The organism is Geminocystis sp. NIES-3709, assembly GCF_001548115.1.
In the GTDB taxonomy this organism is placed as follows: Bacteria; Cyanobacteriota; Cyanobacteriia; order Cyanobacteriales; family Cyanobacteriaceae; genus Geminocystis.
In genome coordinates this window covers 875509-899630 of sequence record NZ_AP014821.1, presented here as the reverse complement: position 1 = coordinate 899630, position 24122 = coordinate 875509, and the positions used below count along the sequence as shown (strand labels likewise).

General features: G+C 35.4%; 11 protein-coding genes. 3 read left to right on the top strand and 8 right to left on the bottom strand.

The features are described 5' to 3' along the window. Nucleotides 1-107 precede the first annotated feature (107 nt). Nucleotides 108-944 (top strand): hypothetical protein, encoded by an 837-nt coding sequence (locus GM3709_RS03825; protein WP_066116450.1) that lies wholly within the window; start codon nucleotides 108-110, stop codon nucleotides 942-944. A gap of 185 nt (nucleotides 945-1129) precedes the next feature. Here the strand turns inward: GM3709_RS03825 and GM3709_RS03820 are convergent, their stop codons facing one another. From GM3709_RS03820 to dapF, 5 genes are all read right to left on the bottom strand, one after another. Beyond that, the gene (locus GM3709_RS03820; RefSeq protein WP_066116448.1) at nucleotides 1130-2782 is read right to left on the bottom strand and encodes an acetolactate synthase large subunit; all 1653 of its coding nucleotides are present in this window, start codon (nucleotides 2780-2782) and stop codon (nucleotides 1130-1132) included. Between the two features lie 297 nt (nucleotides 2783-3079). Further along, a complete protein-coding gene (locus GM3709_RS03815; RefSeq protein WP_066116446.1) occupies nucleotides 3080-3949 on the bottom strand; it encodes a metal ABC transporter permease in 870 nt (289 codons plus the stop codon). 92 nt (nucleotides 3950-4041) lie between these two features. Then, entirely contained in the window at nucleotides 4042-4794 is a 753-nt protein-coding gene (locus tag GM3709_RS03810) for a metal ABC transporter ATP-binding protein (RefSeq protein ID WP_066116444.1), read from the bottom strand. Between the two features lie 404 nt (nucleotides 4795-5198). Then, on the bottom strand, nucleotides 5199-5540 hold the full coding sequence (locus GM3709_RS03805) for a DUF1830 domain-containing protein (RefSeq protein WP_066116442.1): 342 nt from the start codon (nucleotides 5538-5540) through the stop codon (nucleotides 5199-5201). Nucleotides 5541-6081: 541 nt separating this feature from the next. Beyond that, nucleotides 6082-6927 (bottom strand): diaminopimelate epimerase, encoded by an 846-nt coding sequence (dapF, locus tag GM3709_RS03800; protein ID WP_066116441.1) that lies wholly within the window; start codon nucleotides 6925-6927, stop codon nucleotides 6082-6084. Nucleotides 6928-6955: 28 nt separating this feature from the next. Between dapF and GM3709_RS18920 the strand changes: the two genes are divergently transcribed. Further along, nucleotides 6956-7165, top strand: coding sequence for an Hfq-related RNA-binding protein (locus tag GM3709_RS18920; RefSeq protein ID WP_071828008.1), 210 nt, complete (start codon nucleotides 6956-6958; stop codon nucleotides 7163-7165). 76 nt (nucleotides 7166-7241) lie between these two features. On the opposite strand, the gene GM3709_RS03795 is transcribed toward GM3709_RS18920, so the two are convergent. The 3 genes from GM3709_RS03795 to GM3709_RS03785 all read right to left on the bottom strand — a co-directional run bounded on the left by GM3709_RS03795 (nucleotide 7242) and on the right by GM3709_RS03785 (nucleotide 10209). After that, nucleotides 7242-7655, bottom strand: coding sequence for a hypothetical protein (locus GM3709_RS03795; protein ID WP_197671861.1), 414 nt, complete (start codon nucleotides 7653-7655; stop codon nucleotides 7242-7244). Between the two features lie 271 nt (nucleotides 7656-7926). Next, nucleotides 7927-8355, bottom strand: coding sequence for a single-stranded DNA-binding protein (locus tag GM3709_RS03790; protein ID WP_066116439.1), 429 nt, complete (start codon nucleotides 8353-8355; stop codon nucleotides 7927-7929). A 129-nt stretch (nucleotides 8356-8484) separates the two neighbouring features. Beyond that, complete coding sequence (locus tag GM3709_RS03785; protein ID WP_066116437.1) at nucleotides 8485-10209, bottom strand: carbamoyltransferase C-terminal domain-containing protein; 1725 nt, start codon at nucleotides 10207-10209, stop codon at nucleotides 8485-8487. 631 nt (nucleotides 10210-10840) lie between these two features. On the opposite strand from GM3709_RS03785, the gene GM3709_RS03780 reads away from it, so the two are divergent. Beyond that, nucleotides 10841-24115: a cadherin-like domain-containing protein gene (locus tag GM3709_RS03780; RefSeq protein WP_066116435.1), complete on the top strand. Its 13275-nt coding sequence runs from the start codon at nucleotides 10841-10843 to the stop codon at nucleotides 24113-24115. Nucleotides 24116-24122 lie beyond the last annotated feature (7 nt).

Sequence of the window (24122 nt, the reverse complement as noted above, 5' to 3'; positions counted from 1 at the left end):
AAGATCTTGACAGAAAATAGTAATGCTTTTACTATGAAAATAATGAAAATTTATGAAAAAATAATTAAATAGATCGCAGTCTAACCTTGTGCGTCAAGTAACTAGCCATGACCAGCCCTGTCTACATCGCCACAAAAAGAAGCGGATACGCACACCCCAAATGCTATCTGTCCCATACGAAGGGATGCTCTGAGAAAATCTCAGGTGAGCACTACATTTCGGAAGCACTTCTTAATGTCATCGAAAAGCAAAACAGGACCATTGACGTTACAGGTTTTACTTGGCTTCCGAAGGAGCAGCTAAGTTCGATCAGCAAAGCCAACCTAAAAGCCAAAATTCTTTGCACCAATCACAATTGTGCTTTGTCACCTCTTGACAGTGCCGTAGCCGATTTTGTGGCGGCGATTGGCAGCATAGACATTGAGCAACAAAAACAAGTGCCCCTGTGTCTTGCTTATTCCGTGGATGGCACTTCGATTGAGCGTTGGTTAATAAAGGTCGTTTATGGTCTTGTTGTTTCGGGGCAAATAAAGCAAAAAACTGGGCAGCCATTCCTAGTAAAAGAAAAATGCATGTCCTTGCTGTGCTCACCACACGCACGCTGGCCAGTTGGCTGGGGTTTGTATCTCCCTAAGCGACCGGGGCACGTCTATCACTCATCGAGCTTCGAGCTAATTCCACAGTACAATCCCGATAACGGGCTTTTGCTTTGCCTTGACTTAAAGTTCAATGGCATTGTCATGCACTTTGTTATGGGTAAACCCGACACGAAAGAATCATTCGGCATTCACCGGCCTGCGGAGCTTAGATTCGTCAAGGGCGATACCTCATGCAAAATATCCTTTTCATGGGCGGCCCGCAAAGCGGGGGAAGCAGTTACTTTGAGACATGTAGGAACATACAGCGGCCGAGCGCCAGGTCTAGACTTACCGAGGGCACCATGATGCACAACAAGGCGTTATACGTCAATATTTATTCTAGAGGAACCTCCAAATTAAGGTGATTTATGAAGATTACTTTTTTGACCATGTCCTTTCAATGAATGAATGCAACAATTTTAATTATCACCGATTATCCGATCGTAATATTAGTCATTAGTCCTGATTAACCAATGACTACTGTTTTCTTTTTATTCCCAAATGGGGCAACTTAAATCTCCTGATTTACGGGAAAAACGGATATTTTCTCTGTAATCCACAGGGCAATCAATTACGGTGGGAACATCCTGTTCTAAAGCTGTTTTCAGGGTGGGGATTAAATCTTCTGCACAAGTGATTCTATAGCCTTTTAAACCCATGCTTTCAGCAAATTTGACAAAATCGGGGTTGCCAAAGTCAACGTAACTGGTAGAGCCAAATTGATTCATCTGTTTCCAGCCAATTAAGCCATAGCCATTATCATTAAAAATTAAAGTGACGAAAGGTGTTTTGACTCTTAAGGCGGTTTCCAATTCTTGGCAATTCATCATAAAACCACCATCTCCTGTGACAGCAACAACTTTTTTATCAGGATTCACTAATTTAGCGGCAACAGCCCCCGGAATTGCTATTCCCATAGCCGCAAAACCGTTAGAGATAATGCAGGTATTCGGACATTCACAATGATAGTGTCTTGCCATCCACATTTTATGAGCGCCTACATCAGAAATAACTATATCTTCTGAGCCCATTACTTGCCTTAAATCATAAACAATTTTTTGGGGTTTAACAGGAAAACCTTCATCATGAGCATATTGTTCATAATCTTCTCGTATTTCATTTCGTAAAGAAGCGGCAAAGGGTACAGGTTTACCAGTTCGATCGCATCTTTTCAAAATTTCGTCTAAAGAATCGGCAATGTCTCCAATGACTTCCACGGTAGGGATATAACTACTATCAATTTCCGCAGAATTTGCCCCGACATGAATAATAGGAATTGCACCGTCAGGATTCCAACGTTTTGGGGAATATTCAATTAAATCATAACCGACGGCAATAATTAGATCGCTTTGTTCAAAACCACAGGTAATAAAATCTCGTTGTTGTAAACCAACAGTCCATAATGAGAGAGGATGAATATAAGGAATAGCACCTTTTCCCATAAAAGTATTGGCAACAGGAATATTTAAACGAGTAGCAAATTCTGTTAACGCATCTGCCGCATGGGCTCTAATTGCACCGTTTCCAGCTAAAATTAAGGGATTTTTTGCTTTTGCGATCGCTAAAGCGGCGGCATTGACACTACGATAGGAAGCATAGATTTTTTCTCGACTATCAATCTTTAACGGTTTACCTTCTACGGACATCGCAGAGATATTTTCAGGTAAATCAATATGTACTGCTCCGGGTTTTTCTTTTTCTGCGACTTTAAAAGCCTTACGCACTACTTCTGGGGTGATACCGGGGCGAACAATTTGCTTATTCCACTTAGTAACGGGAGCAAACATAGCGACTAAATCAAGATACTGATGTGATTCAATGTGCATTCGATCGGTTCCCACTTGCCCAGTAATTGCCACAAGAGGGGCACCATCTAGGTTAGCATCAGCAACTCCAGTAATCAAATTTGTAGCACCAGGCCCCAAAGTTGAAAGACAAACTCCTGCTTTTCCTGTCAAACGTCCATAAACATCTGCCATAAAAGCGGCACCTTGTTCATGACGAGTGGTGATAAATTGAATAGATGAGTTTTTTAAAGCCTCAAGGATATGTAAATTTTCTTCTCCTGGCAATCCAAAAATATATTCTACTCCCTCATTTTCTAAACATTGAATGAGTAACTCTGCTGTATTTAATTGCCCCATGATTTTTCCCCAAAATTTTTATTTAAACCCTTAATTAATTTATTTGAAGCACTCTTGCTAGTGTATTATCTTTCAAATATTGTGAATCAAATAAGGTTGTTATATATCTATTTTACTACTTAGATTTCATCAAAATGGCATTTACAATTAATTACATAGCAGTATTTAACAAATCTCTCCAACAATATATAATCTTTAAATATTAATAATTTTCGTGAGTGAAAGTATGATTGCTCGATCGATAAATAATTTATCAAAAAACTTATTATTTTTAACTAAACACTATTGAAATCTCTTTTAAGAGATAGTTTTTTTTGAGACAAATTTTAAGCGAAAATATTCAGTAATTAATCCTTGACTCGGACTGAATAAAAAACTTAAGATAAATAATCCTGTTGCAACTAAAACAATAGCTGGCCCTGATGGTAAATTGAAATAATAACTTAAATACATTCCACTCATACTAGAAATAACTCCGATTAAAATTCCCACAAACATTATTTGATTAAGTCGATCGACTAATAAATAAGCAGTAGAAGGAGGAGTAATTAATAAAGACAAAACAAGAATAACTCCCACAGCTTTTAAACTAGCAACAATAGTTAAACCAATTAAAATCATTAATGCTGTATCTAACCATTTAATTGGTAAACCCACTGATTCAGCACCCAATTTATCGAAGGTATAAAATAGTAATTCTTTATAAAATAAAAAGACAATTAGCAAAACAAAAATAGCAATAATAATTGTATCTCTAACTTCTGTTAAACTGACACCTAAAATATTGCCAAATAAGAAGTGATTTAAGTCTATTTTATTCTCTTTTTGTACCACAGTAATTAGAGTAACTCCCAAAGCAAAAAATGCAGAAAAAACTATTCCCATAGCCGCATCTTCTTTAATTTTTGAGTTATTTCTAATAATATTTATACACACAGTACTTATTAATCCAGCAATAAATGCACCGATAAAAATATTAATTCCTAAGATGAAAGCGATCGCTAATCCGGGTAATACAGAATGACTAATTGCATCTCCTAATAAGGCTAATCTTTGAACCATTAAATAACTACCAACCACCGCACAAATCACTCCGACTACTACCGCAACAATTAACGATCGTTGCATAAAAGCATATTGGAGAGGTTCAGTTATAAAATCTAGCATTTTTTATGAATAAAAAAGAATATATTATTTAGATCTTTTAATCGATCTCTTGATAAAAATATTTAGTATAATTTATACAAATGAGAAAATTTTTAAGCAATTAACCGATTATTTTGAGAGTGGAAAGATACTCGGCCATTATAGGCATTATATAAATTTTCTTCTTGCAATACTTCTTCTCTATTTCCTGCGGCAATGAGAGTTTTATTTAATAAAATTATGCTATCAAAATTGTTAATAGATTCCCCTAAATCATGATTTACTACTAAAATAATTTTACCTTCGTCTGCTAATTCTTGAAAAATATTAAAGATAATTTCCTCTGTTTTTTGATCTACTCCAACAAAAGGTTCATCAAAGAAAAATATATCAGCAGATTGCGCCAACGATCGAGCTAAAAATACTCTTTGTTGTTGTCCTCCTGATAATTGTCCGATAGGTCGATCGCAATAATCATACATTCCTACTTTTTCTAACGCTGTTTTTGCTATTTCACGACTCATTCTCGAAAAAGGCTTAAACCACCCTGTTTTTCTAACCCTTCCCATCATCACCACATCCCATACTGTTGCAGGATATGTCCAATCAATTTGCGATCGTTGTGGTACATAAGCAATTCTTTCTCTTTGTTTAATTAAAGGTTGATCATAGAATGAAATTGAACCAAATTGATAAGGAATCAAACCTAACATCGCTTTAATCATAGTACTTTTTCCTGCACCATTCGGCCCTATAATTCCCGTTACTTTGTGAGGAAAAACTTGAAAAGAGATATTTCTTAAAGCCTCAACATTACGATAGCTTACCGTCAAATTTTCAACCTTCAAACAACCTAAATTACTCATATATTGATTAACCCTAGTAATAGACTATAGCAATTATAACAAAAAAAGAAATAATTATGAAAGGATTATGAAAAATAAATTATAAATTAGATCTTGCACCTATATCATAAATTTTCGATGATGAGAGGAAAAAGGGAAGATAGAAAGTAACAAGAATTGATTTTAAAACTTCTAAAATTGATTTTTCTCGCTTTACTGGTTAGTACTATTATACTAAATTAATATTTGAGTATAACCTAAAATCCATTTAAGAACTCAAATAAGACAACTATATATATTTAACTCAATAAAAAAAGGGAATTTTATCCCCCAATTTATCTATAAAATACTATAAAAGTTTGTAATAGGTCACTTGAAATATATTAAATAAATCATAACTAAATTGTTTTAAAATAAAGTAAATTTTAAGCCAAGACTACTTCCAAATCGGAAGGTTTAGTCTTATTGTCAGGAATAACTGTGCTATCTTGTTTCGATGGTTCAGATTTTTCTTCATTAACAGATAATCGCTGACAAGGAATAGTATCCGATAAAATAGCACTAGCCATCATTCCTGAATGAATTTCTAATAAAGCCTCTGGTAAAGCCTCAAACACTAATCTTTGCCCTGGAAATACCACCCTTTCAAAGTACCAATTACGAATATTTGTGATTCTAGCTACCTGAATTTGATTTGTAGCATTCACATAACAACACAAAATAACATCATTTTCATTATGAGGAATTGCATCTAGTATTTGAGCCATGATTATAAGTAATTTTTTAAAATGGAATTTATCTTTACACCATCTAAGCTAACATTCCTTGATCCCAATTAGTTGTAAAGATGATTACCAATTTCATTTAATTTTCTTTTTAATCTTTTTTTCATGACAATTAGAGGAAATTATTAAAAAATTATTAAGATTTTTTTTGTTAAATCAATAACATTAAATAAAATCATAAAAAATAAATGACTTTTCAAATCAACCCCATTTTGAATATTAACCAGGAAATATTGATTTTTGATCGATCGAAGTTACATTAAAATCTCAACTAAAAAATCTACCTCAGTTTGATGCAAAATGTATGGGTAATAGCAAGGTATTAGGTATTAATTGTTAGGTATTAGGTAAATAATTGAGGAAAAACTGTTAACAATTGATTTTACTTAAATTAAATTAATTAAATAATTCAATCAGATTTGGTATTTTTAGAACCTAAAACCTAAACCCTAAAGCCTAAAATCTACCTACATCAATGATTTTTTCTCGAACTCAGGATAAATCTCAATAGGTTTTAACTGATTTATGAATCTATTTCTCCGGAAAAAACTTTAGTTGCTGGCCCTGTCATATATATATGATTGTCTTTGTCAGACCACTCGATTTCTAAACATCCTCCGGGTAACTCAACGGTAGTAATTCGATCGCATTTATTATTTAAAACTCCCGCTACAACAGTAGCACACGCTCCTGTACCACAGGCTAAAGTAATTCCTGCACCTCTTTCCCACACTCGCATTTTTAAATAGTTAGAATTGACTACTTCGATAAATTCAGTATTTGTTCTTTGGGGAAAACATTTATTATGCTCAAATAAAGGGCCTATTTTTGGTAAATCAATCACAGCAACATCATTCACAAACACTAGGCAGTGAGGATTCCCCATGCTAACACAAGTAACAAAATATTCTGTACCATCTACTACTAAAGGATGATTAATCACTTTGTCTTCTTTGTCTGTCAAAGTAGTGGGTATTTCTACAGCTTTTAACTGAGGTTGTCCCATATCGACTTTCACTTGTCCATTACCTTTAATTGTTGGGCAAATTAAACCAGCTAAAGTGTCTATTTTATAGGTTTTACCGATAGTTTCCTGTCCTTCTAATTCGGTGATAAATTGGGCGAAACAACGAATTCCATTACCACACATCTCAGGTTCAGATCCATCACTGTTAAAGATTCTCATGGTATAATCTATATCGTTCTTACCGGGTAACACAAAAATTACTCCGTCTGCACCAATGCCAAAATGTCGATCGCACATTCTAACTGCTTCTTCGGGAGAAATTAAAGGTTCAGCAGAAGCCAAATTATCAATTAAAATAAAATCATTTCCCAGTCCATGATATTTGGTAAACTTCAAAGTCATAGTCAAATCCTAATAAATAATAATAAATATGACCGTATTCAACACCGGCTTTCCTAGTGTACGACAAATACAAAACTTTATCAAAAACAAAACCTCTGTAGATATAGCTTTAACTACAAACGAAACTTTAAGAGGTGTTATTCTTTGGCAAGATCAGAATTGTCTATGTCTATCTAACAATAATAAAGAGAAATTGTTGATCTCTCACCATGCGATCGTTTATGTTAAAAGTACATAAGAATTTGAGAGTTGAAAGAGAATTAATTTTATCTCCTGTCTCTTTACCTTCATCAGAATACTTATTCCCCAAACCTCTATTTACTTTGAATCCCCAACCCTTTAAAAGAGGGAGAGGCACTACCATAATTAACTCGACATCCCACATTAAAAATACTTGTACCACACTCTAGGGGAACTATTTGTTCATTTATCATTGCCGTACAACTAATATATTCGTCATTATTTGTATCTTTAACCATACAATCAATGGGTTTGGCAGAAGCGTGATTAGCCCATGTTTTCATTCCCATAACTGCAATCAGATGTTGCCAATAAAAAATTACTAAAAGAGTGACAATCACTACTCCTATCACCGCCGAGAGTTTAAATTTCCAACTGGCAAAAAAGTTTTTTACCCCTATAAAGAAGTCTTTTTCTGGAATTACGATCGAAGGATTAACTGTCTCTACGTTTTCAACGGATTGTTGCTCATTGGATTTGATAGACATAGATAAATCTCCTAAATTACATTAGAGTTTGTATTTATAAAGTATTAAAAATTTAAAAATCTTTCTTGTTTAACTCAGATATTGTCTCGCACCAGTACAATAATACCAATAAAACAAAACGGGAAAAATCAATTCTTGTCACTTTTCTCTCTTCCCCTTTCTCTTTTCCCTATCGTCACCTAGAATTAATGATAGAGGTGCAAGATCTAATTACTTATTATTCCAAAACAAAGATTCTGGGAAAGTCTCCCAAATTTTCTTAATCCTAATTTTAAAAAGGAATATGATCTAATTTATTTTCGTCAATGCCAGAATCTTCATATTCAGGGTTAGAATCATCCTCCGAATTTTCTGGGGATTTATAATCATTTAGACTAACAACATTACTACGATCGCCGTCACCATTTAAGGGGTAAATATGGAATATAGTTAACTCCGCTATTTTTTCTTTATATCCTTGTCTTTCTACTGTATCCATCTTTAAGCGTCCAGTTAAAACAACTTGATTTCCTTCCACATATTTTTGTTCGATTTCTGTGGCTAAACCGCCCCATGCGACTACTTTTAAGTTAAAGGGAGGATTATTCGGAGAAAGATTGTCAAACTCTACCATCATTTCTGTCACTGCTAGTTGGCTATCCTGAGTGTATCTTAATTGAGGACTACGAACTATTTTCGCCATTAATACGCAACTATTCATAATTTTGATTTCCTACCTAACCATGAGGTAATTAATTAGATTCATTTCTATTTTGCCACAATTTTTATCAAATAGTAGTTTAAAATTACTAATAAAGTTAAATATCTTGACTCCAAATTAACTTTTCTCTTAATTTCTTTGGATGTAGTAACTACCTAAAACTAATAAGTCCATTTTAGTCCGTAGGAAACACTCGATCGCTTCTGTGGGAGTGTGAACTATCGGTTCATTTTCATTAAGAGAAGTATTTAAAAGTAGTGGTACACCAGTTCGATCGGCAAAAGTGTTAATTAAATCCCAATATAAAGGATTCGTTTTATAAGAAACACTTTGTAAACGTCCAGTACCATCAACATGAGTTACCGCAGGAATTTTATCTCGTTTTTCAAGACGAACTTTAAACACTTTTTCCATAAAAGGTACAGGCTCATCTATTTCAAAATATTCTCCCACATATTCTTCTAAAATACTCGGTGCAAAAGGCCGGAATTTTTCTCTAAATTTGATTTTTAAATTAATAATATCTCGCATATCAGAACGACGAGGATCTGCTAAGATCGATCGATTCCCTAAAGCCCTTGCACCAAATTCCATTTTTCCTTGAAACCAACCGACAATCTTCCCTTCACATAAAGCATCTACTACTTTATTTAACAGATTTTCTCTTTCTAGTTTTTCGATGTTTAAATCATAACTTTTTAAGGCGAATAAACAATCTTCATCGCTAAATTTAGATCCCCAATAGCCATGTTCAAGAATAAAATTACGGGGTTGTTTTAAAATTTGATTCCAGAGGAAAAAACCCGCTCCAAAACAAGTACCATTATCCGCCGCACCGACAGGAATATAAACATTTTTAAAAGGGGTATTTTCAGTAATTTTACCATTTGCCACAGAGTTCATTGCAACTCCTCCAACTAAACATAAATTTTCGCTCTTATATCTGTCATATAAACGATTAAGAAGATGAAAAATAATTTCTTCGGTAACGAGTTGAAGGGATGCCGCTATATTTTGATGTTTTTGGGTTAATTCTGCCTTGGGTTGACGGGCAACGCCTAATAATTTTTCTAATTCTGGACTATGAAAAGGTTGAACATTAGGTGAGCCATGTTCCCAATTCATTGCAATACCTTGATGTTGATGATTGAAGTATTCTAAATTAAGTTCAAAACCTTCATTTTTAGGATAAATAATACGTCTGAACGCTTCTATATATTCTGGTTCTCCATAGGGGGCTAAACCCATGACTTTGTACTCATCACCATAGGCAGGAAAACCTAAATAAAGAGTAATCGCATTGTAAAGGTATCCAAGAGAATGAGGATAATGGATTCGATCGAAGTATTGCAATTGATTACCTTGTCCTGCGGCGGTTAAAGTACTGACAAAATCACCCATACCATCGATCGAAAGGATAGCCGCTTCTTCAAAAGGGGAAACAAAAAAAGAACCTGCTAAGTGGGTAGAATGATGCTCTAAATTATGGATTTTTGCGGTAATTTCTGATGGATGACAGTCTAATGCTTCGGCAATTTTTTCTTGAATACTAGAAGATTTAGTTTGTTTGCTGAATCTGTCTAAAAGAGAGTTTAAAGAAGGACGATTTTTAAAAGTAAATAACAATTTTTTATTAAGATTTGCTTTGGAATTATAGGAAATTGCAATATGATCTAAATCTGAAGGCTTGATTTTTCCTATCTTGAGACAATATCGAATAGATTGATTCGGAAACCCCGCCCAGTGTTTAATCCGAGTAAAACGTTCTTCTTCAACGGCGGCTATTAATTGTCCATTTTGAATTAAACTGGCAGAAGCATCACCATGATACGCATTAATTCCTAATATGTTCATAAGATTTTAAATTTAGTTTCAGTAAATTACTAAGCATATTAAACATTATCTATCTAATATCACCTCCGTGACCTATAAAATTATTGGTAAAGAAAGACAAAAGGGAACAGTAATAATAATTGCTTTAAAACTATAAAGAATTGACTTATTTTAACTATTTATTAAATTTAATATCTTTTTTTAATTTGTGGATAAATCAAGAGAAAAAGTCTTTTACAGAAAACTTAAGTAGAAACCTTTTTTATCTAAGTAAAAATATTTAAGGTAATTGCCTCTACAATAGGTTAATTTTCATTTTTTCATATAATTTGTTATAATTAAAAGTAGCAAAACTATAAATATTATCAAAGTTTAAATAGCTTTTATCTTTAAAATCATTAAAAGTAAACCTGTTTTTGTCTAAAATTATCAATATCAATAAAGTTTATCTAAATTTTATATACAGTTTATCTTAACTTTACAAAGAAATTATAAATTTCAGTGAAATTACTGAAACAAAAAAACAAAGTTAATTCCTTAAAACCTAATGATGAAGATAAAACAATTTTTGTAAAACAACTTAAAGACTTTTAACTCTAAATTATTCATTCTGAAATTCTTTCTATCAAAAACTTATTATTTATTTCAAGTTATGACTATTAGTATTAACGACACTAATTTATTTGTGTACACTTTCAATGAAGATACCTTATTATCTTTCTCGACTCTCAATATCAGTGGTGCAGTAAATCCTATTACCATTACTCTAAGTGTTAGTAATGGAAGTATTTCTTTAGGTACATTGACTGGATTAACTATTACTCAAAATAATGGTACAACGATCGAGTTTTCAGGAAATCAAACAGATGTCAATACTGCCCTTCAAAGTCTAATTTATGATCCTAATAGTAATTACAATGGTTCGGCTAGTTTAAATATTACTGCGGATGATGGTTTTACCAATGCCAATCAAGGGGTTGATCTTACCATTAATCCTGTTAATGATGCTCCTGTTTTAACTCCTCATGGCACATTTAACTTAACAGTTGATGAAGATACCCTTCCTGTTGGTGTAGTGGGTAGCTTAGTTAGTAACTTTACAACCAATATTTCTGATGTAGATGCGGGGGCGTTACAAGGTATTGCAATTACGGCAGTCTCTCCTAATGTCACTCTCTATTACTCTTTAAATAACGGAACAACTTGGTTAAGTGCTACAGGTATTAGCGAATCTAACGCCCTTCTTTTAGACGAAAACGATCGAGTTTATCTACTCAATAATACTATTAATTTTAATGGCTCTATTAATAATGGTTTAACTTTTCGAGGATGGGATCAAACTATAGGAACAAATGGCAGTTTTGCGGATACCACAATCAATGGTAATGAAACCCCTTTTTCCATCGCCACAGATACTATTGATATTACTGTTAATCCAGTTAATGATGCCCCCACTCGTATAGGAGGTATGGAAGCACCGGATTTAACCCCTATTTTGACGGAAGATCAAGACTCTAGCTCTATTTTAGGAGATACGATCGATAATCTTTTTAATGGTAAATTTAGCGATATTGATGGAAATAATCTTGCAGGAATTGCCGTTGTTGCCAATGGATCAAGTTTTTTTGAAGGAGAGTGGCAATGGTCAGATAATAATGGAATAAGTTGGACTACGATCGAATCGACTATTGGCTTAACTAACGCTTTAGTCCTAAATAAAGATAGCTTAATTCGTTTTGTTCCCTTTACCCATTTTAATGGTTCTCCTGATCCCCTGACTGTTCGTTTAATCGATGATTCTGTTGCTTTGTCAGTGTCTTGGGGCGATCGAGTTGACTTAAGCGATCCAAATAACAGTGGTGGTACTAACCCTTACAGTAACTCTGATAATGAAGTAACCATTACTACGTTTATCAATGGAGTTAACGACGCTCCCAGAGTGTTCGGAGAAGGCCCTGTTACTCTTAATCCAGTGAATGAAGATAGCCTAAATCCATCCGGAGAAACTGTATTTAATCTTTTTGATTCTCGATTTTCTGACAGTACAGACAGCAACACCTTTTATGGAGGTACTTCATCGGACGAATTAGCCGGAGTTGCTATTGTACAAAATACTTCCGTTGTCAGTCAAGGAAAATGGCAATATTTTAATGGAACATGGATAGATATTGATAACGATTTAGGCAATGATAAAGCTCTTGTACTAGATAAAAATACCTTAATTCGTTTTCTTCCCACTTCTGACTTCAATGGAACTCCGGGAAATCTTACTGTTCGTTTAATTGAAGATTCTCAAGGGGCAGTCACCACTGGCACAATATTAGACTTTAATGTAACTCCTAGCGGTGACACAACCATCTATAGCAATGAAGATAATGTAATAGTACTTAATACTAGCATTAATGCCATTAACGATGCCCCTACTAGAGACATTACCAAACCTAATTTAATTCTTCTTGCTGATGAAGATAGTACAGGCTCTGGTCAAGCTACAGTAATAACCTTATTTGGTGCTGGTTTTCAAGATAAGGCGGATGCTCAAATTCAAAATGGAGGAGTTAGCATCGCTGATGAATTTACAGGAGTTGCGATCGTTCAGAATGAAGCTAACTTGAACGGAACATGGCAATGGTTTAATGGTACAACTTGGATAGCTATTCCTACAAATTTAACCACCACAAATGCTTTAGTACTGGATAAAGATACCCCAGTTCGTTTTGTCATTAATACCCCAGATTTTAACGGTGACATTGGCAAATTAACAGCTCGTCTTCTTGATGACTCATTAGGAGCGGTGGTATCAGGTAATACTCTGAATGTCTCTGGCAATAACGGTACAGAAATCTATAGTAATAGTAGCAATCAAGTTTTACTTTTTGGTAGTATCACCCCTATTAATGATTCTCCAACTATTAATCCCTCTGCTTTGGTGGTTGATGAAGGAGGGCAAGGAAGTTTTAGTAATAGTGGCAACTTTAATCTAGTTGATATTGACAACGTTGAACAACAGTTAATCATCAAAATTGATAGTCTTCCCAGTAGGGGTATTCTTACCTTTAATGGTATTCAAGTTGTAGTGGGGTCAACTTTTTCCGCCGATCAAATTTCTCAATTAAGATACCAACATAATGGTAGTCAAGTTTTAAGCACTACTTCTGATAGTTTTAATGTCACAGTGGAAGATGGTGCGGGAGGATCGATCGCATCTACTACTATACCTATTACTATTAGTCCCGTAAATCAATTACCGACAGCAGTAGCACAACAAACTCTTTATGAAGGAGAAACAGGGGTAACAATACCCATAAATATTACAGATCCAGATCAAGACGGAGGAACTCCCCATAATCTCAAAATTCTTACCTTGCCCGATCGAGGTACACTAAAAGTAAACGGTATTGCGATCAATTCTGTTCCCCTTGGCGGATTAACTATTTTATCAACCGATGTCATCACCTACGATCATGATGGCAATGATCTTAATAATGGTAATCCTCCTAATGAAAGTTTTGACATAGAAGTTATCGACGATGGTGGTGGTACAGGTATTCCAGAGACAACGATTAGCACTATTGATCTTAATATTATCCCAAACAATGACGATCCTTTCCTTATCAATAACACGGGAACAACTCTCAATAATGGTACTGGAAGACAAGTTACAATCACTCCTTCAATGTTACAGGTTAGTGATCCCGATTCTAGTGTTACTCAATTAACCTATACCCTCACAGATATTCCCAATGACGGTTATTTACTTTATAACGACAATGGCATAGAAAAAAGATTATTACTAGGCGCAACCTTTACTCAACAAGATCTTAATCTTGGAAATATTCGGTATCGTTTCTTTCAAAGTGGAGCAGGTGTTTTTAATGACAGCTTTAGTTTTCAAGTAAGAGATAGTGAAATTACAGCTTACCCTACTCTGCGAGAGGGTGGTATTTATAATGGCAATATATTAGAAACTATTACTTTTCCCATAACGATCGAAACTGATACAGATAGAGGCTCAGGAGAAAATGGCGAAAATTTTCCACCGAGAGATCAGAGTCAACCTCCTATCGTTGATACAAATACAGGTATCGGCATAACTATTAATACCGTTTCCTTAAATGAAGAATCAAGTATTACTATTACTAACTCTCTTCTCAAAGTGACAGATCCCGATAATCCACCGTCAGAAGAAATTATTTTACGTATCTCTGAACTTCCTACCAGTGGCATTTTAAGACTTAATGGAGTTGCCTTAAGAGTTTATGATAGTTTCACTCAAAAAGATATAGATGATGGTTTATTAACCTTTGATCACGCTGGCGATGAAGACTTTATCGATAATTTTAAGTTTACTGTCAGTGATGGCAGTAATGTTGTTACTAACAATGGTAGTTCTTTTATTTTTAATATTGATGTCACTCCTCAAAATGACTCTCCAAATATTAATATTAGTGGCAAACCTTTTGTCAGAGAAGGTGGTACAACGGGTATTAATCCTGATTCTAGTCTCAATACCTATCTTTCTTTAAGTGATGTTGATGGCACAGGGGAGAAACAAGGAATTGGTTTTGCAACTCCTAATAGTTTAACTTTTCAAATTATTGATTTACCTACTTATGGATATTTGGAAGTTGATCAAGGTAGTGGTTTTGTTCAAATTACTGACTTAAATAAAAGTAGTATTAATATTACCCAAGCACAACTAAACAGCAATCTATTTCGTTATGTCCATGATGGTAGTGAGAATTTTAATGATAGTTTTAATATTCAAGCTAATGATAATACTGGAGAAGCTAATGCCCTTAGTGCTGTCACCACCGTAGAAATTGATATTGCACCTATTAATGATTCTCCTATTTTCCAAGAGAAAAAAGATCTTATTGTTTTAGAGGGAGCAACCGCAACCATTAAAGGTTCTAACGGTATATTAGGAGATGAATCCCGTTTAATCTATCAGGATTCTGATAATACCACTATTCAGCGTCAATACGTTATTGCACCTAATGGCAATGTCAAGTATGGTACTTTATTTTTAAATGGTTTAGCTTTGGGAGTAGGTAGTGCTTTTACTCAAGGTGATTTAGATAACGATCGAGTTACATATAAACATGATGGCTCGGAAAATCATGATGATGAATTCTTTTTTATTGTCAGAGATGGTGCTGGTGGTAGTATTAATGGTGATTATCAAATTACAGTAAACCCTCGAAATGATGTCCCCACTCTAACTATTCCGGGAGTACAAGATTTTTTCGGTAATACACCTATTAATATCACTGGTATCATTCCTGATGATATTGATTTGCTCAATCTGAATACTTCCGTTGTATCCTCCCCAGAAGTTGATCGATTACGTATAACTCTTAATCCTCAATTAATTGCAGGTATTACTTACCCTAATGGTGCATTAACCCTGAATACCACCACTGGTATCACTTTCATTAATCCCACTACTGGGCTACCTTATCCAGATCAAAATGTTACCAATAATGGGATATTTGGAAATAAACTCGTGATTGAGGGTACATTAGCAGATTTACTCAATGCTTTAAATACTGTCAATAGTCTTCAATATCAAGTTAATACTGATGTTAATGGTACTATCTCCCTAGGGGTAACGGTGGACGATCGACTCTATGATCCAAACACGGGAGTAGTGACATCCGCTAATGGTGGTACTCAAAACCAAAACGGTTCGGGATTAAGTTTTCAGGAAAATACAATTACTCGTAACGTTTTAATCAGGACTTCTAATCTTAATGATGCACCAGAAGTCATCACCTCTAATAACTCTAGTTTTGCTTTTCTCACGGAAGATCAAACTTCGTCATTTACTGGAAAAAATGGCAATCCTCCTCAAATCAGTATTAAAGATTTAGATGCTTTTGATAGTAATAATAATACTGTTACCCTAACGGTTAGTACGGGGGCAATTAATTTAACTAATACCAGTTTGATTACGGGAGGGGCTAATGGCACTGATACCATTGTTTTAACCGGTACCATCACTCAAATTAACCAAGTTTTAGCAGGTTTTTCCTATACTCCTTCTACAGACTACAATAATTATCTCAATAGTTTTAATTTTAGTAATCCTCCTGCAACTTTAACGATCGTAGCCAACGACAATGGGAACTCTGGAGAAGGCGGAGTAAAAGAAACTACACGCATAATTAATCTACTGGTTAGACCTGTTAATGACGCACCCACACGCATTGATGCTATTCCTGTTACTTCTGTTATACCTGAAGATACAACACCCACAGGAAATACCGTATTCAACTTATTTAACCCTAAATTTAGTGATGAGAGAGATAATCAAACTGCGAATCAAGGTTCATCACCGAACACTTTATCAGGGGTTGCGATCGTCGGAAATAGTTCTAATAATCCCAGTCAGGGTAAATGGCAATGGTCAGTTAACGAAACATTATGGACAGATATTAGTACTTCATTGAGTCTCAATAATGCGCTTATCCTTGCTAATAATGCCTTAATTCGTTTTTTACCGGCGGTGGATTTTCACGGCACACCTATGGGAGAGTTGACGACAAGATTAATTGATAGTTCTGGCACAGTTATTAGTTCTGGTGGTTTTATGAACCTTAGTGGTGCTAATGCCACTGGAGGCACAACTCGTTATAGTGATATAAATAATCAAGTTATCCTACAACCTTCTGTTTCTCCCGTCAATGATGCTCCTGTGGCAACTTCAGGTATTGTCTCCATTGCCACTATTTCCGAAGATACCACCAACCCAAGTGGCACACAACTTTTAGGATTACTCAACAGTCAATATGATGATAGTAAAGATGATCAAACCATTAACAATGGTGATGATGATGAAACTCCTTTAAGTTATGTAGCGATCGTTGGTAGTACTAATTATGTTATAGAACAAGGAAAATGGCAATATAGTGATGGTTTAGGAGGGTGGACAGATATACCTGTTAATGGATTATCGAATAGTAGTGCATTAATAATTCCTAGCGATCGACAAATTCGCTTCCTGCCCGAATCTGATTTCTTTGGTAATCCCGGCACTTTAACCGTTAAATTAGCTGATGGTAGTTCGGTATTAAACCCTAGTACCAATAGTAACGATCTCAAAAATTTAACCAGTAATGGTGGCATTGGTAATACTGGATCTTGGTCTATTAATAATGTGACGATCGCCAGTAATCCCATCACGAATGTTAATGATGCCCCTATCATCAATAATCCGCTCATATCTGCAAACTTAACGGCGGTAGATGAAGACACTATTAACCCATCAGGGGCAACGATAACAACCCTTTTTGGTAGCAAATATAATGATACTACCGATGATCAAACTAATATCACTGGAGGAGGAGATGCAGATACTACTTTTTCTGGTATTGCGATCGTTGGGAATACTTCCATATCGAGTCAAGGTACATGGGAATATAACACTGGTAGCAGTGGTTGGGTTGCCCTTCCTAATGGTTTAGATGATACTAATGCTCTAGTACTAAATCCTAATACTCAATTACGTTTTGTTCCAGCACTTAATTATTATGGTAATCCGGGGGAATTGACAATCCGAGTATCTGATGGTAACGGATTTACCGCAGGTATAGGTCAAAATATAACAGGAAATATCGGTGGTACTGGTGGTTGGTCAGGAGACACTACAACTTTAGCTACTACCATTAATTCTATCAATGATGCCCCTGTTTTAAATGGCACAGCCGGAGCTGTTCAAACCACTGTGGAAGATGCCTTAGCTATTCAAGTCGGATTAAATTTAACAAGTATCAGTGACATTGAAATTGGTTTAAATCAACTCCCTGACTTAGTAACCGCTACAGTGACGATCGGTGATTTCTTTACAGGAGATCAACTAGCCTTTACCTTACCATCAGGAGTGAATGTTAGTGTTAATGGTACGGGAGATGTCTATACCTTAAGTGGTACTAGTGCAACTTTAGCTAATATTTTATCTGCTTTACAATCAACTACTTATGTTTCTGTCAGTGATAATCCCACTAACATAGTTGGCGGTATAGAATTAAATCCCTCCCGCAATATTCAGTATCAAATCAATGATACTCAAAGCAATAATAATCTTTCTAATGTTATTAGTACGACGGTTGAGTTTACACAAGTTTTCAATGATGCTCCTAGTTTAGCAAATGCTAGTTTTTCTATCAATGAAGATCCTAGTACCAATAATGGACAAACGATCAATACCTTATTTAATGGTTTATTTAGCGATCCAGATGGCCCTACGGCCTTCCTTTCTGGTTTAGCAATTATTGGTAATACAGCAAATAGTGCTACTGAAGGAACTTGGGAATACTCAACGAATAGTGGTACAAACTGGTTTGCCATTGATGTCGTCAACGATATGGGAAATGCTCTTGGCCTTTCAGCTAATACTTTAATCCGTTTTGTCCCTGTCCAAGATTATAATGGTACACCTTCCCCTCTGCAAGTTCGAGCTTTAGATGATACCTATAACTCAGGTTTTACCAGCAACAATACTAGGGTAACTATCAACACTAATAATCGTGGTGGAGAAACGGCGATCGCAGCTAATCCGACAAATCTTACTGTAGTGGTTAATCCTGTTAATGATGCACCAATTATTAGTGGAATAACCGGTACAACAACCTATACTGAGAATACCACAGGAATAACTTTAATTACAGGTTCATCGGTTATAGATGTTGACGCAAATAATTTTAATGGAGGGAATGTCACCTTCTCACTAGGCTCTTACTTAAGCAGCGATCGTCTTCGAGTACGCAATCAAGGTACTGGAGTCGGTCAAATTGGTGTAAGTGGCTCTAATATAAGCTATCAAGGTACAAATATTGGCACAACGAGCGGAGGTAATGGTGCGGACTTAATTATTACATTAAATAATAGCGCTACTAAACAAGCAGTACAAGCATTATTAGAGAATTTGATTTATTCTAATAATGGTGATAATCCCACTAACGCTGGTGCATTACCTACTCGAACTTTTAATATAAGGTTAAATGACGGTGGAAATATTGGTTCAGGAGGTGCATTAAACTCTAATATCTTAAATGGTACTATTAATGTTATTGCCATTAATGATGCCCCTGTTAATAACCTTCAATCCGCTACTCAAACTATCAATGAAGATACCACTAGAGTTTTTAATGCTACTAATAGTAATCGTATAACTATCAGTGATGCAGATGCAGGAAGTCTGGTTGTACAAGTTACCCTGACAGCTACCAATGGCTTAATTAGTCTTCCTTCAATCACAGGATTAACTTTTACCACAGGAGACGGAACGAATGATAGTACAATGACTTTTACTGGTACTATTACAACTATTAATAATCGTCTCAATGGTTTAAGTTTCGCTCCAACACCTAACTATAATAATAATTTCAGTACGGGTAGCATTACTATTACTACTGATGATTTAGGAAACACTGATGCTTTACCTAATCAAAATCAAACTGATACAGACACGGTTACTATTAATATCACCCCTGTTAATGATACCCCTGTTATCTCGTTGATTGCTTCTCCTGTTACGGGTACTTATACAGAAGGTTTAACCTCTTTTAATGTAGGACAAAATATCGCCTCGATCGCAGATATTGAAATTGATCAAAACGAGCCTAATGTGGCGAATAATTTTACTGCCACTGTCACCATTACCGACTTTTTTACGGGGGATGTATTAGATTTTACCGTAGGCTCGACAGGAGTAGTTGTTAATAATCAAGGCAATGGAATTTATACTGTTACGGGTACAAAGGCTAATGTTTTACAAGTTCTACAAACAACGAATTATTCCTCTACCAGTGAGAATCCTAGTAACTACAATACCAATCTCGATCGAGTTATTACCTATCGTATAAATGATAATCAATTAGCGAATAATTTATCTAACACTGTTTCTACTACTGTTAATATTACTCCTGTTAATGATCCTCCTACGGTATCCGCATCCAATGGAGTAACAACTTTTACTGAGGGTAATAATGTTCTTTCTACTCCTATTATCGTGGATGGTAGTTTAACTCTTGATGATGTCGATAATTTAACTTTAGCTTCTGCCACATTATCTATTACTAACTTTTTACCTGAAGATATATTGGTATTTAACAATAATCCTAGTTTTGGCAATATTACTGGTAACTATGTTAATGGGGTTTTAAGTTTAACTTCTGTCGGACAAACTGCTACTCTTGCACAGTGGCAAAATGCTCTCCGTAGCGTCACTTATACTAATAGTAGCGAGATCCCTAGTAATGTCGATCGAGTTATTTCTATCGTAGTTAATGATGGATCTGCTACCAGTAATATTACTACTAAAACAGTTCAAGTTTTACCCGTTAATGACACTCCGATTTTAGGTACAGGTAGTAACATCAATTATCTTGAAAATGCTTCTCCTGTGGCGATCGCCCCTACGATGACTTTAACCAATACAGATACCGATCTCTTGGATTATAATAACGGTAGTTCTTTAACTATTGTCTATACTTCTGGTGTAACAGTCAATGATCAACTTTCGATCCTCCAAGCTAATGGTATTACTGTTATTGGTAATGAGATTCGTTATAACGGAAATGCGATCGGCACTTTTTCTGGTGGGGGCAATGGTACAGACTTAAGCATAACTTTCAATGGTATAGATTCTACGGCAGTAGCAGTTCAACAACTTCTCAACAATATCAGTTTTAATAATACTTCCGATGATCCTGTAGGTGGCAACAGAGTATTTAATATCATTATCAACGACAATGAAGGCGGTTTACAAACTGCAACATCATCTACCACTGTTAATGTGATTCCCCTTAATGATGCTCCTAGTTTTACGGGAAATTCTGTTTTAACCTCTATTCAGGAAGATCAAGTTAACAACACTATTCAAGGAGAAACCATCAACAACTTATTTGGTGGATTGTTTAGTGATGCGGATATTTCTACCGCAAGTTTTAACGGCATAGCAGTGGTAGGTAACACCGCTAATTCTCTCACAGAGGGTACATGGCAATATTCTACGAATGGGATAAATTGGTTTAATATTGGTGTGGTTAATGATGGTACTAATGCGATCTCCTTAAGTACGATTACACAACTGCGTTTTATCCCTATCCCTGACTATAACGGCAATCCTACTCCTTTGGAAGTTCGAGCATTAGATAATACCTATGTCTCTGGTTTCACTAATGGAGCAGTAAGGGTAAATATTGATACCACTACTAATGGTGGTACTACTCCGATCGCAGGTAGCACTAATATTCTTGAGACTACTGTAATTCCTGTCAACGATACTCCTACATTAGCTATTCCGGGTACTCAAACTTTAGATAGTGGCACAAATATAACCTTTAGCGATAGTAATGCCCAACCTAATGGTATTACCATTGATGATATGGTTGATCTTTTATATGGTGGGAATAACGACTTTACCATGACACTCACCGTTACTAAAAATGGTAATCCTGATGGTAGTTTGACTCTCAATAATCCCTTATTATATCCATCCTTAATTATTAGTGGTAATAATTCATCATCTATTACTTTAAGAGGGACAAAAGAAGATATTAACAGTGTTATTGATGGTTTAAGTTATAGCCCTTCTAATTCTAACTCCGAGCAAAGTGCAATCCTTGATATAACCGTGTTTGATAATGCTAACGGTGGTATTGCGATCGGTGGTTTTGGTAATGGTATTACTGTTAATAAACAAATTATTATTAATGTTAGCAACATAAACGAACCATCTGATATTATTAGTCCTCTAGCTATTACTGCCATAGAAGATACTCCCTTTAACTTTTCAGGTATCAATAGTATTTCTTTTGACGATCGTGACGATTTTGGACAAGAATTAGAAGTTACTTTATCTCTAGTGGATCAGAATAGTACTTTAACTAATAACGGTATTTTTACTTTAAGTAATATCAATGGATTAACCGTTGTTAATGGCAATGGCTCAAATTTTGTCACGTTGCGAGGCGCAGAGACAGATCTTAATAATGCCTTAGCAAGTCTAATTTATCAAGGAAGTCAAGACTACAACACCACGAATGGAGGCAATAATCGATTAAAAATAGTCATTGATGATTTAGGTAACACAGGACAATCTCCCCTTGGTTCAACTACAAATCTTGTAACTCGTGAAATTAATATAACTGTAACCCCTGTTAATGATGCTCCGATCGCCAGTGGTTCACCTCAAATAGATCCAGTCTTACAAACTAATACTAATCCTCCAGGTGCATTAATTGGCACTCTTTTACAGCCTAACTACGATGATTCGGCGGATAATCAAATATCTAATCAAGGTAGTTCTTCCACTGCTTTTGCAGGAATTGCTATTGTTGGTAATACAGCTAATGCTTCCACTCAAGGGGTTTGGCAATATGCCATCGCAAGTAGTAGTACTGTTTGGTATAATATTCCCACTACTTTAAGTAATATTTCTGCTTTAGTTTTAAGTCGCAATGCCAAAATTCGTTTTAAACCAAATCCTGATTTTAGTGGCACTCCCGCACCGTTACAAGTTCATTTAGCCGACAGTTATCAGCCTATTCCTCTTAGTGCCAACACCAATATTAGCAATCTTAAGGATCTTAGTATTGTAGGTGGTAGTAGTATTTGGTCAGCTAACACGATCGATATTTCTGCTGTAATTACGGAAGTTAATGCCCCTCCCATTATTGACAATCTAGAAGGTGATGCTGTTAGTATTTTACCCGGTGGCACAACGGTTATTGATCAAGGTGGAGATGCCATAATGTTCGATCGTCAAGGCTTGAAATCTGGGGGCATTTTTACTGTGTCTCTTGGCGGTATAGGTGTAAGTAGTGGTGATACTCTGTCCTTTGGATCTGGTGTTTCTGTGACAGGTAATACTCTTTCTATAGGGGGATTTGATATAGGCTCGATCGATCTTGTTAATAATGGTGAAGATGGAAAACCCTTAGTGATCAACTTTACAAAAGATCTCAGTGACACGGAAGCAGATACTCTTATTCAAAATATTAATTTTACCGCTAGTAATAATCTCGGAATCCGTAGTATTTCTTTTAATGTCACTGATGGAGATACCCTTGATTCCCCTAATCTTCGTTCTAACACTGCGATCGCTTTTGTTCATGTAGGAAATACGCCAATTATCTATGATTCAACAATGGAAGGCGATATAAATAATCAAGTACGCAGTGATATTCTTAAAGGAACAAATCCTTCTCAAAAAATTAATGGAATCACCGTCAATGGCAACGATCTTATCTATGGTAAAGGTGCTAATGATATTCTTTACGGCTATAAAGGGGATGATTTGATGATCGGTGGCGATGGGAATGACACTGTTGATGCTAGTGATGGGAACGATATATTACTTGGTAGTAGTGGTAATGATTTGTTAAATGGTGGCAATGGTGATGATCTATTATTCGGTGGAGATGATAATGATAGTCTGAATGGAGGGGCAGGAAATGATTACATGAGCGGTGGTTTAGGACGAGATACCCTTACTGGCAGTACTGGTACTGATCAATATGATTATCGTAACTATCAAGATTCTCTATTCGGTCCAACCACAACTCAACCAATGTATGATCTGATTATGGATTTTAATGTTACTCATGGAGACAAAATTCTTACAGATAACTCTATTACTGGTTTAATTAAATTTAACCAAAATTCCCAATTGATTATGAGTGGTAATGTACTTAATGTTTCTAGTATTAATAATGCGTTGAGTACTACTGCCTTTGGATTAGATACGGCGGCATTGTTACGATTAGGTACAACAACAAGATACTTTTTAGCGATCGATCATGATGGAATTAGCGGATTTGATGCAGAAAAAGATAGTCTCATGGAAATTCGTACCACTGGAAGCACGATCGCTGTTACGCATAATAACTTTAATCACAATATATTCCATTCTTTTTAGCTTTTAG

What these genes read in the sequence shown, in the direction of transcription:
- GM3709_RS03815 (WP_066116446.1), bottom strand. Translation starts at nt 3,949, where the DNA reads ATGCTAGATTTTATAACTGAACCTCTCCAATATGCTTTTATGCAACGA.
- GM3709_RS03805 (WP_066116442.1), bottom strand. Translation starts at nt 5,540, where the DNA reads ATGGCTCAAATACTAGATGCAATTCCTCATAATGAAAATGATGTTATT.
- GM3709_RS03780 (WP_066116435.1), top strand. Translation starts at nt 10,841, where the DNA reads ATGACTATTAGTATTAACGACACTAATTTATTTGTGTACACTTTCAAT.
- GM3709_RS03820 (WP_066116448.1), bottom strand. Translation starts at nt 2,782, where the DNA reads ATGGGGCAATTAAATACAGCAGAGTTACTCATTCAATGTTTAGAAAAT.
- dapF (WP_066116441.1), bottom strand. Translation starts at nt 6,927, where the DNA reads ATGACTTTGAAGTTTACCAAATATCATGGACTGGGAAATGATTTTATT.
- GM3709_RS03795 (WP_197671861.1), bottom strand. Translation starts at nt 7,655, where the DNA reads ATGTCTATCAAATCCAATGAGCAACAATCCGTTGAAAACGTAGAGACA.
- GM3709_RS03790 (WP_066116439.1), bottom strand. Translation starts at nt 8,355, where the DNA reads ATGAATAGTTGCGTATTAATGGCGAAAATAGTTCGTAGTCCTCAATTA.
- GM3709_RS18920 (WP_071828008.1), top strand. Translation starts at nt 6,956, where the DNA reads ATGACCGTATTCAACACCGGCTTTCCTAGTGTACGACAAATACAAAAC.
- GM3709_RS03825 (WP_066116450.1), top strand. Translation starts at nt 108, where the DNA reads ATGACCAGCCCTGTCTACATCGCCACAAAAAGAAGCGGATACGCACAC.
- GM3709_RS03785 (WP_066116437.1), bottom strand. Translation starts at nt 10,209, where the DNA reads ATGAACATATTAGGAATTAATGCGTATCATGGTGATGCTTCTGCCAGT.
- GM3709_RS03810 (WP_066116444.1), bottom strand. Translation starts at nt 4,794, where the DNA reads ATGAGTAATTTAGGTTGTTTGAAGGTTGAAAATTTGACGGTAAGCTAT.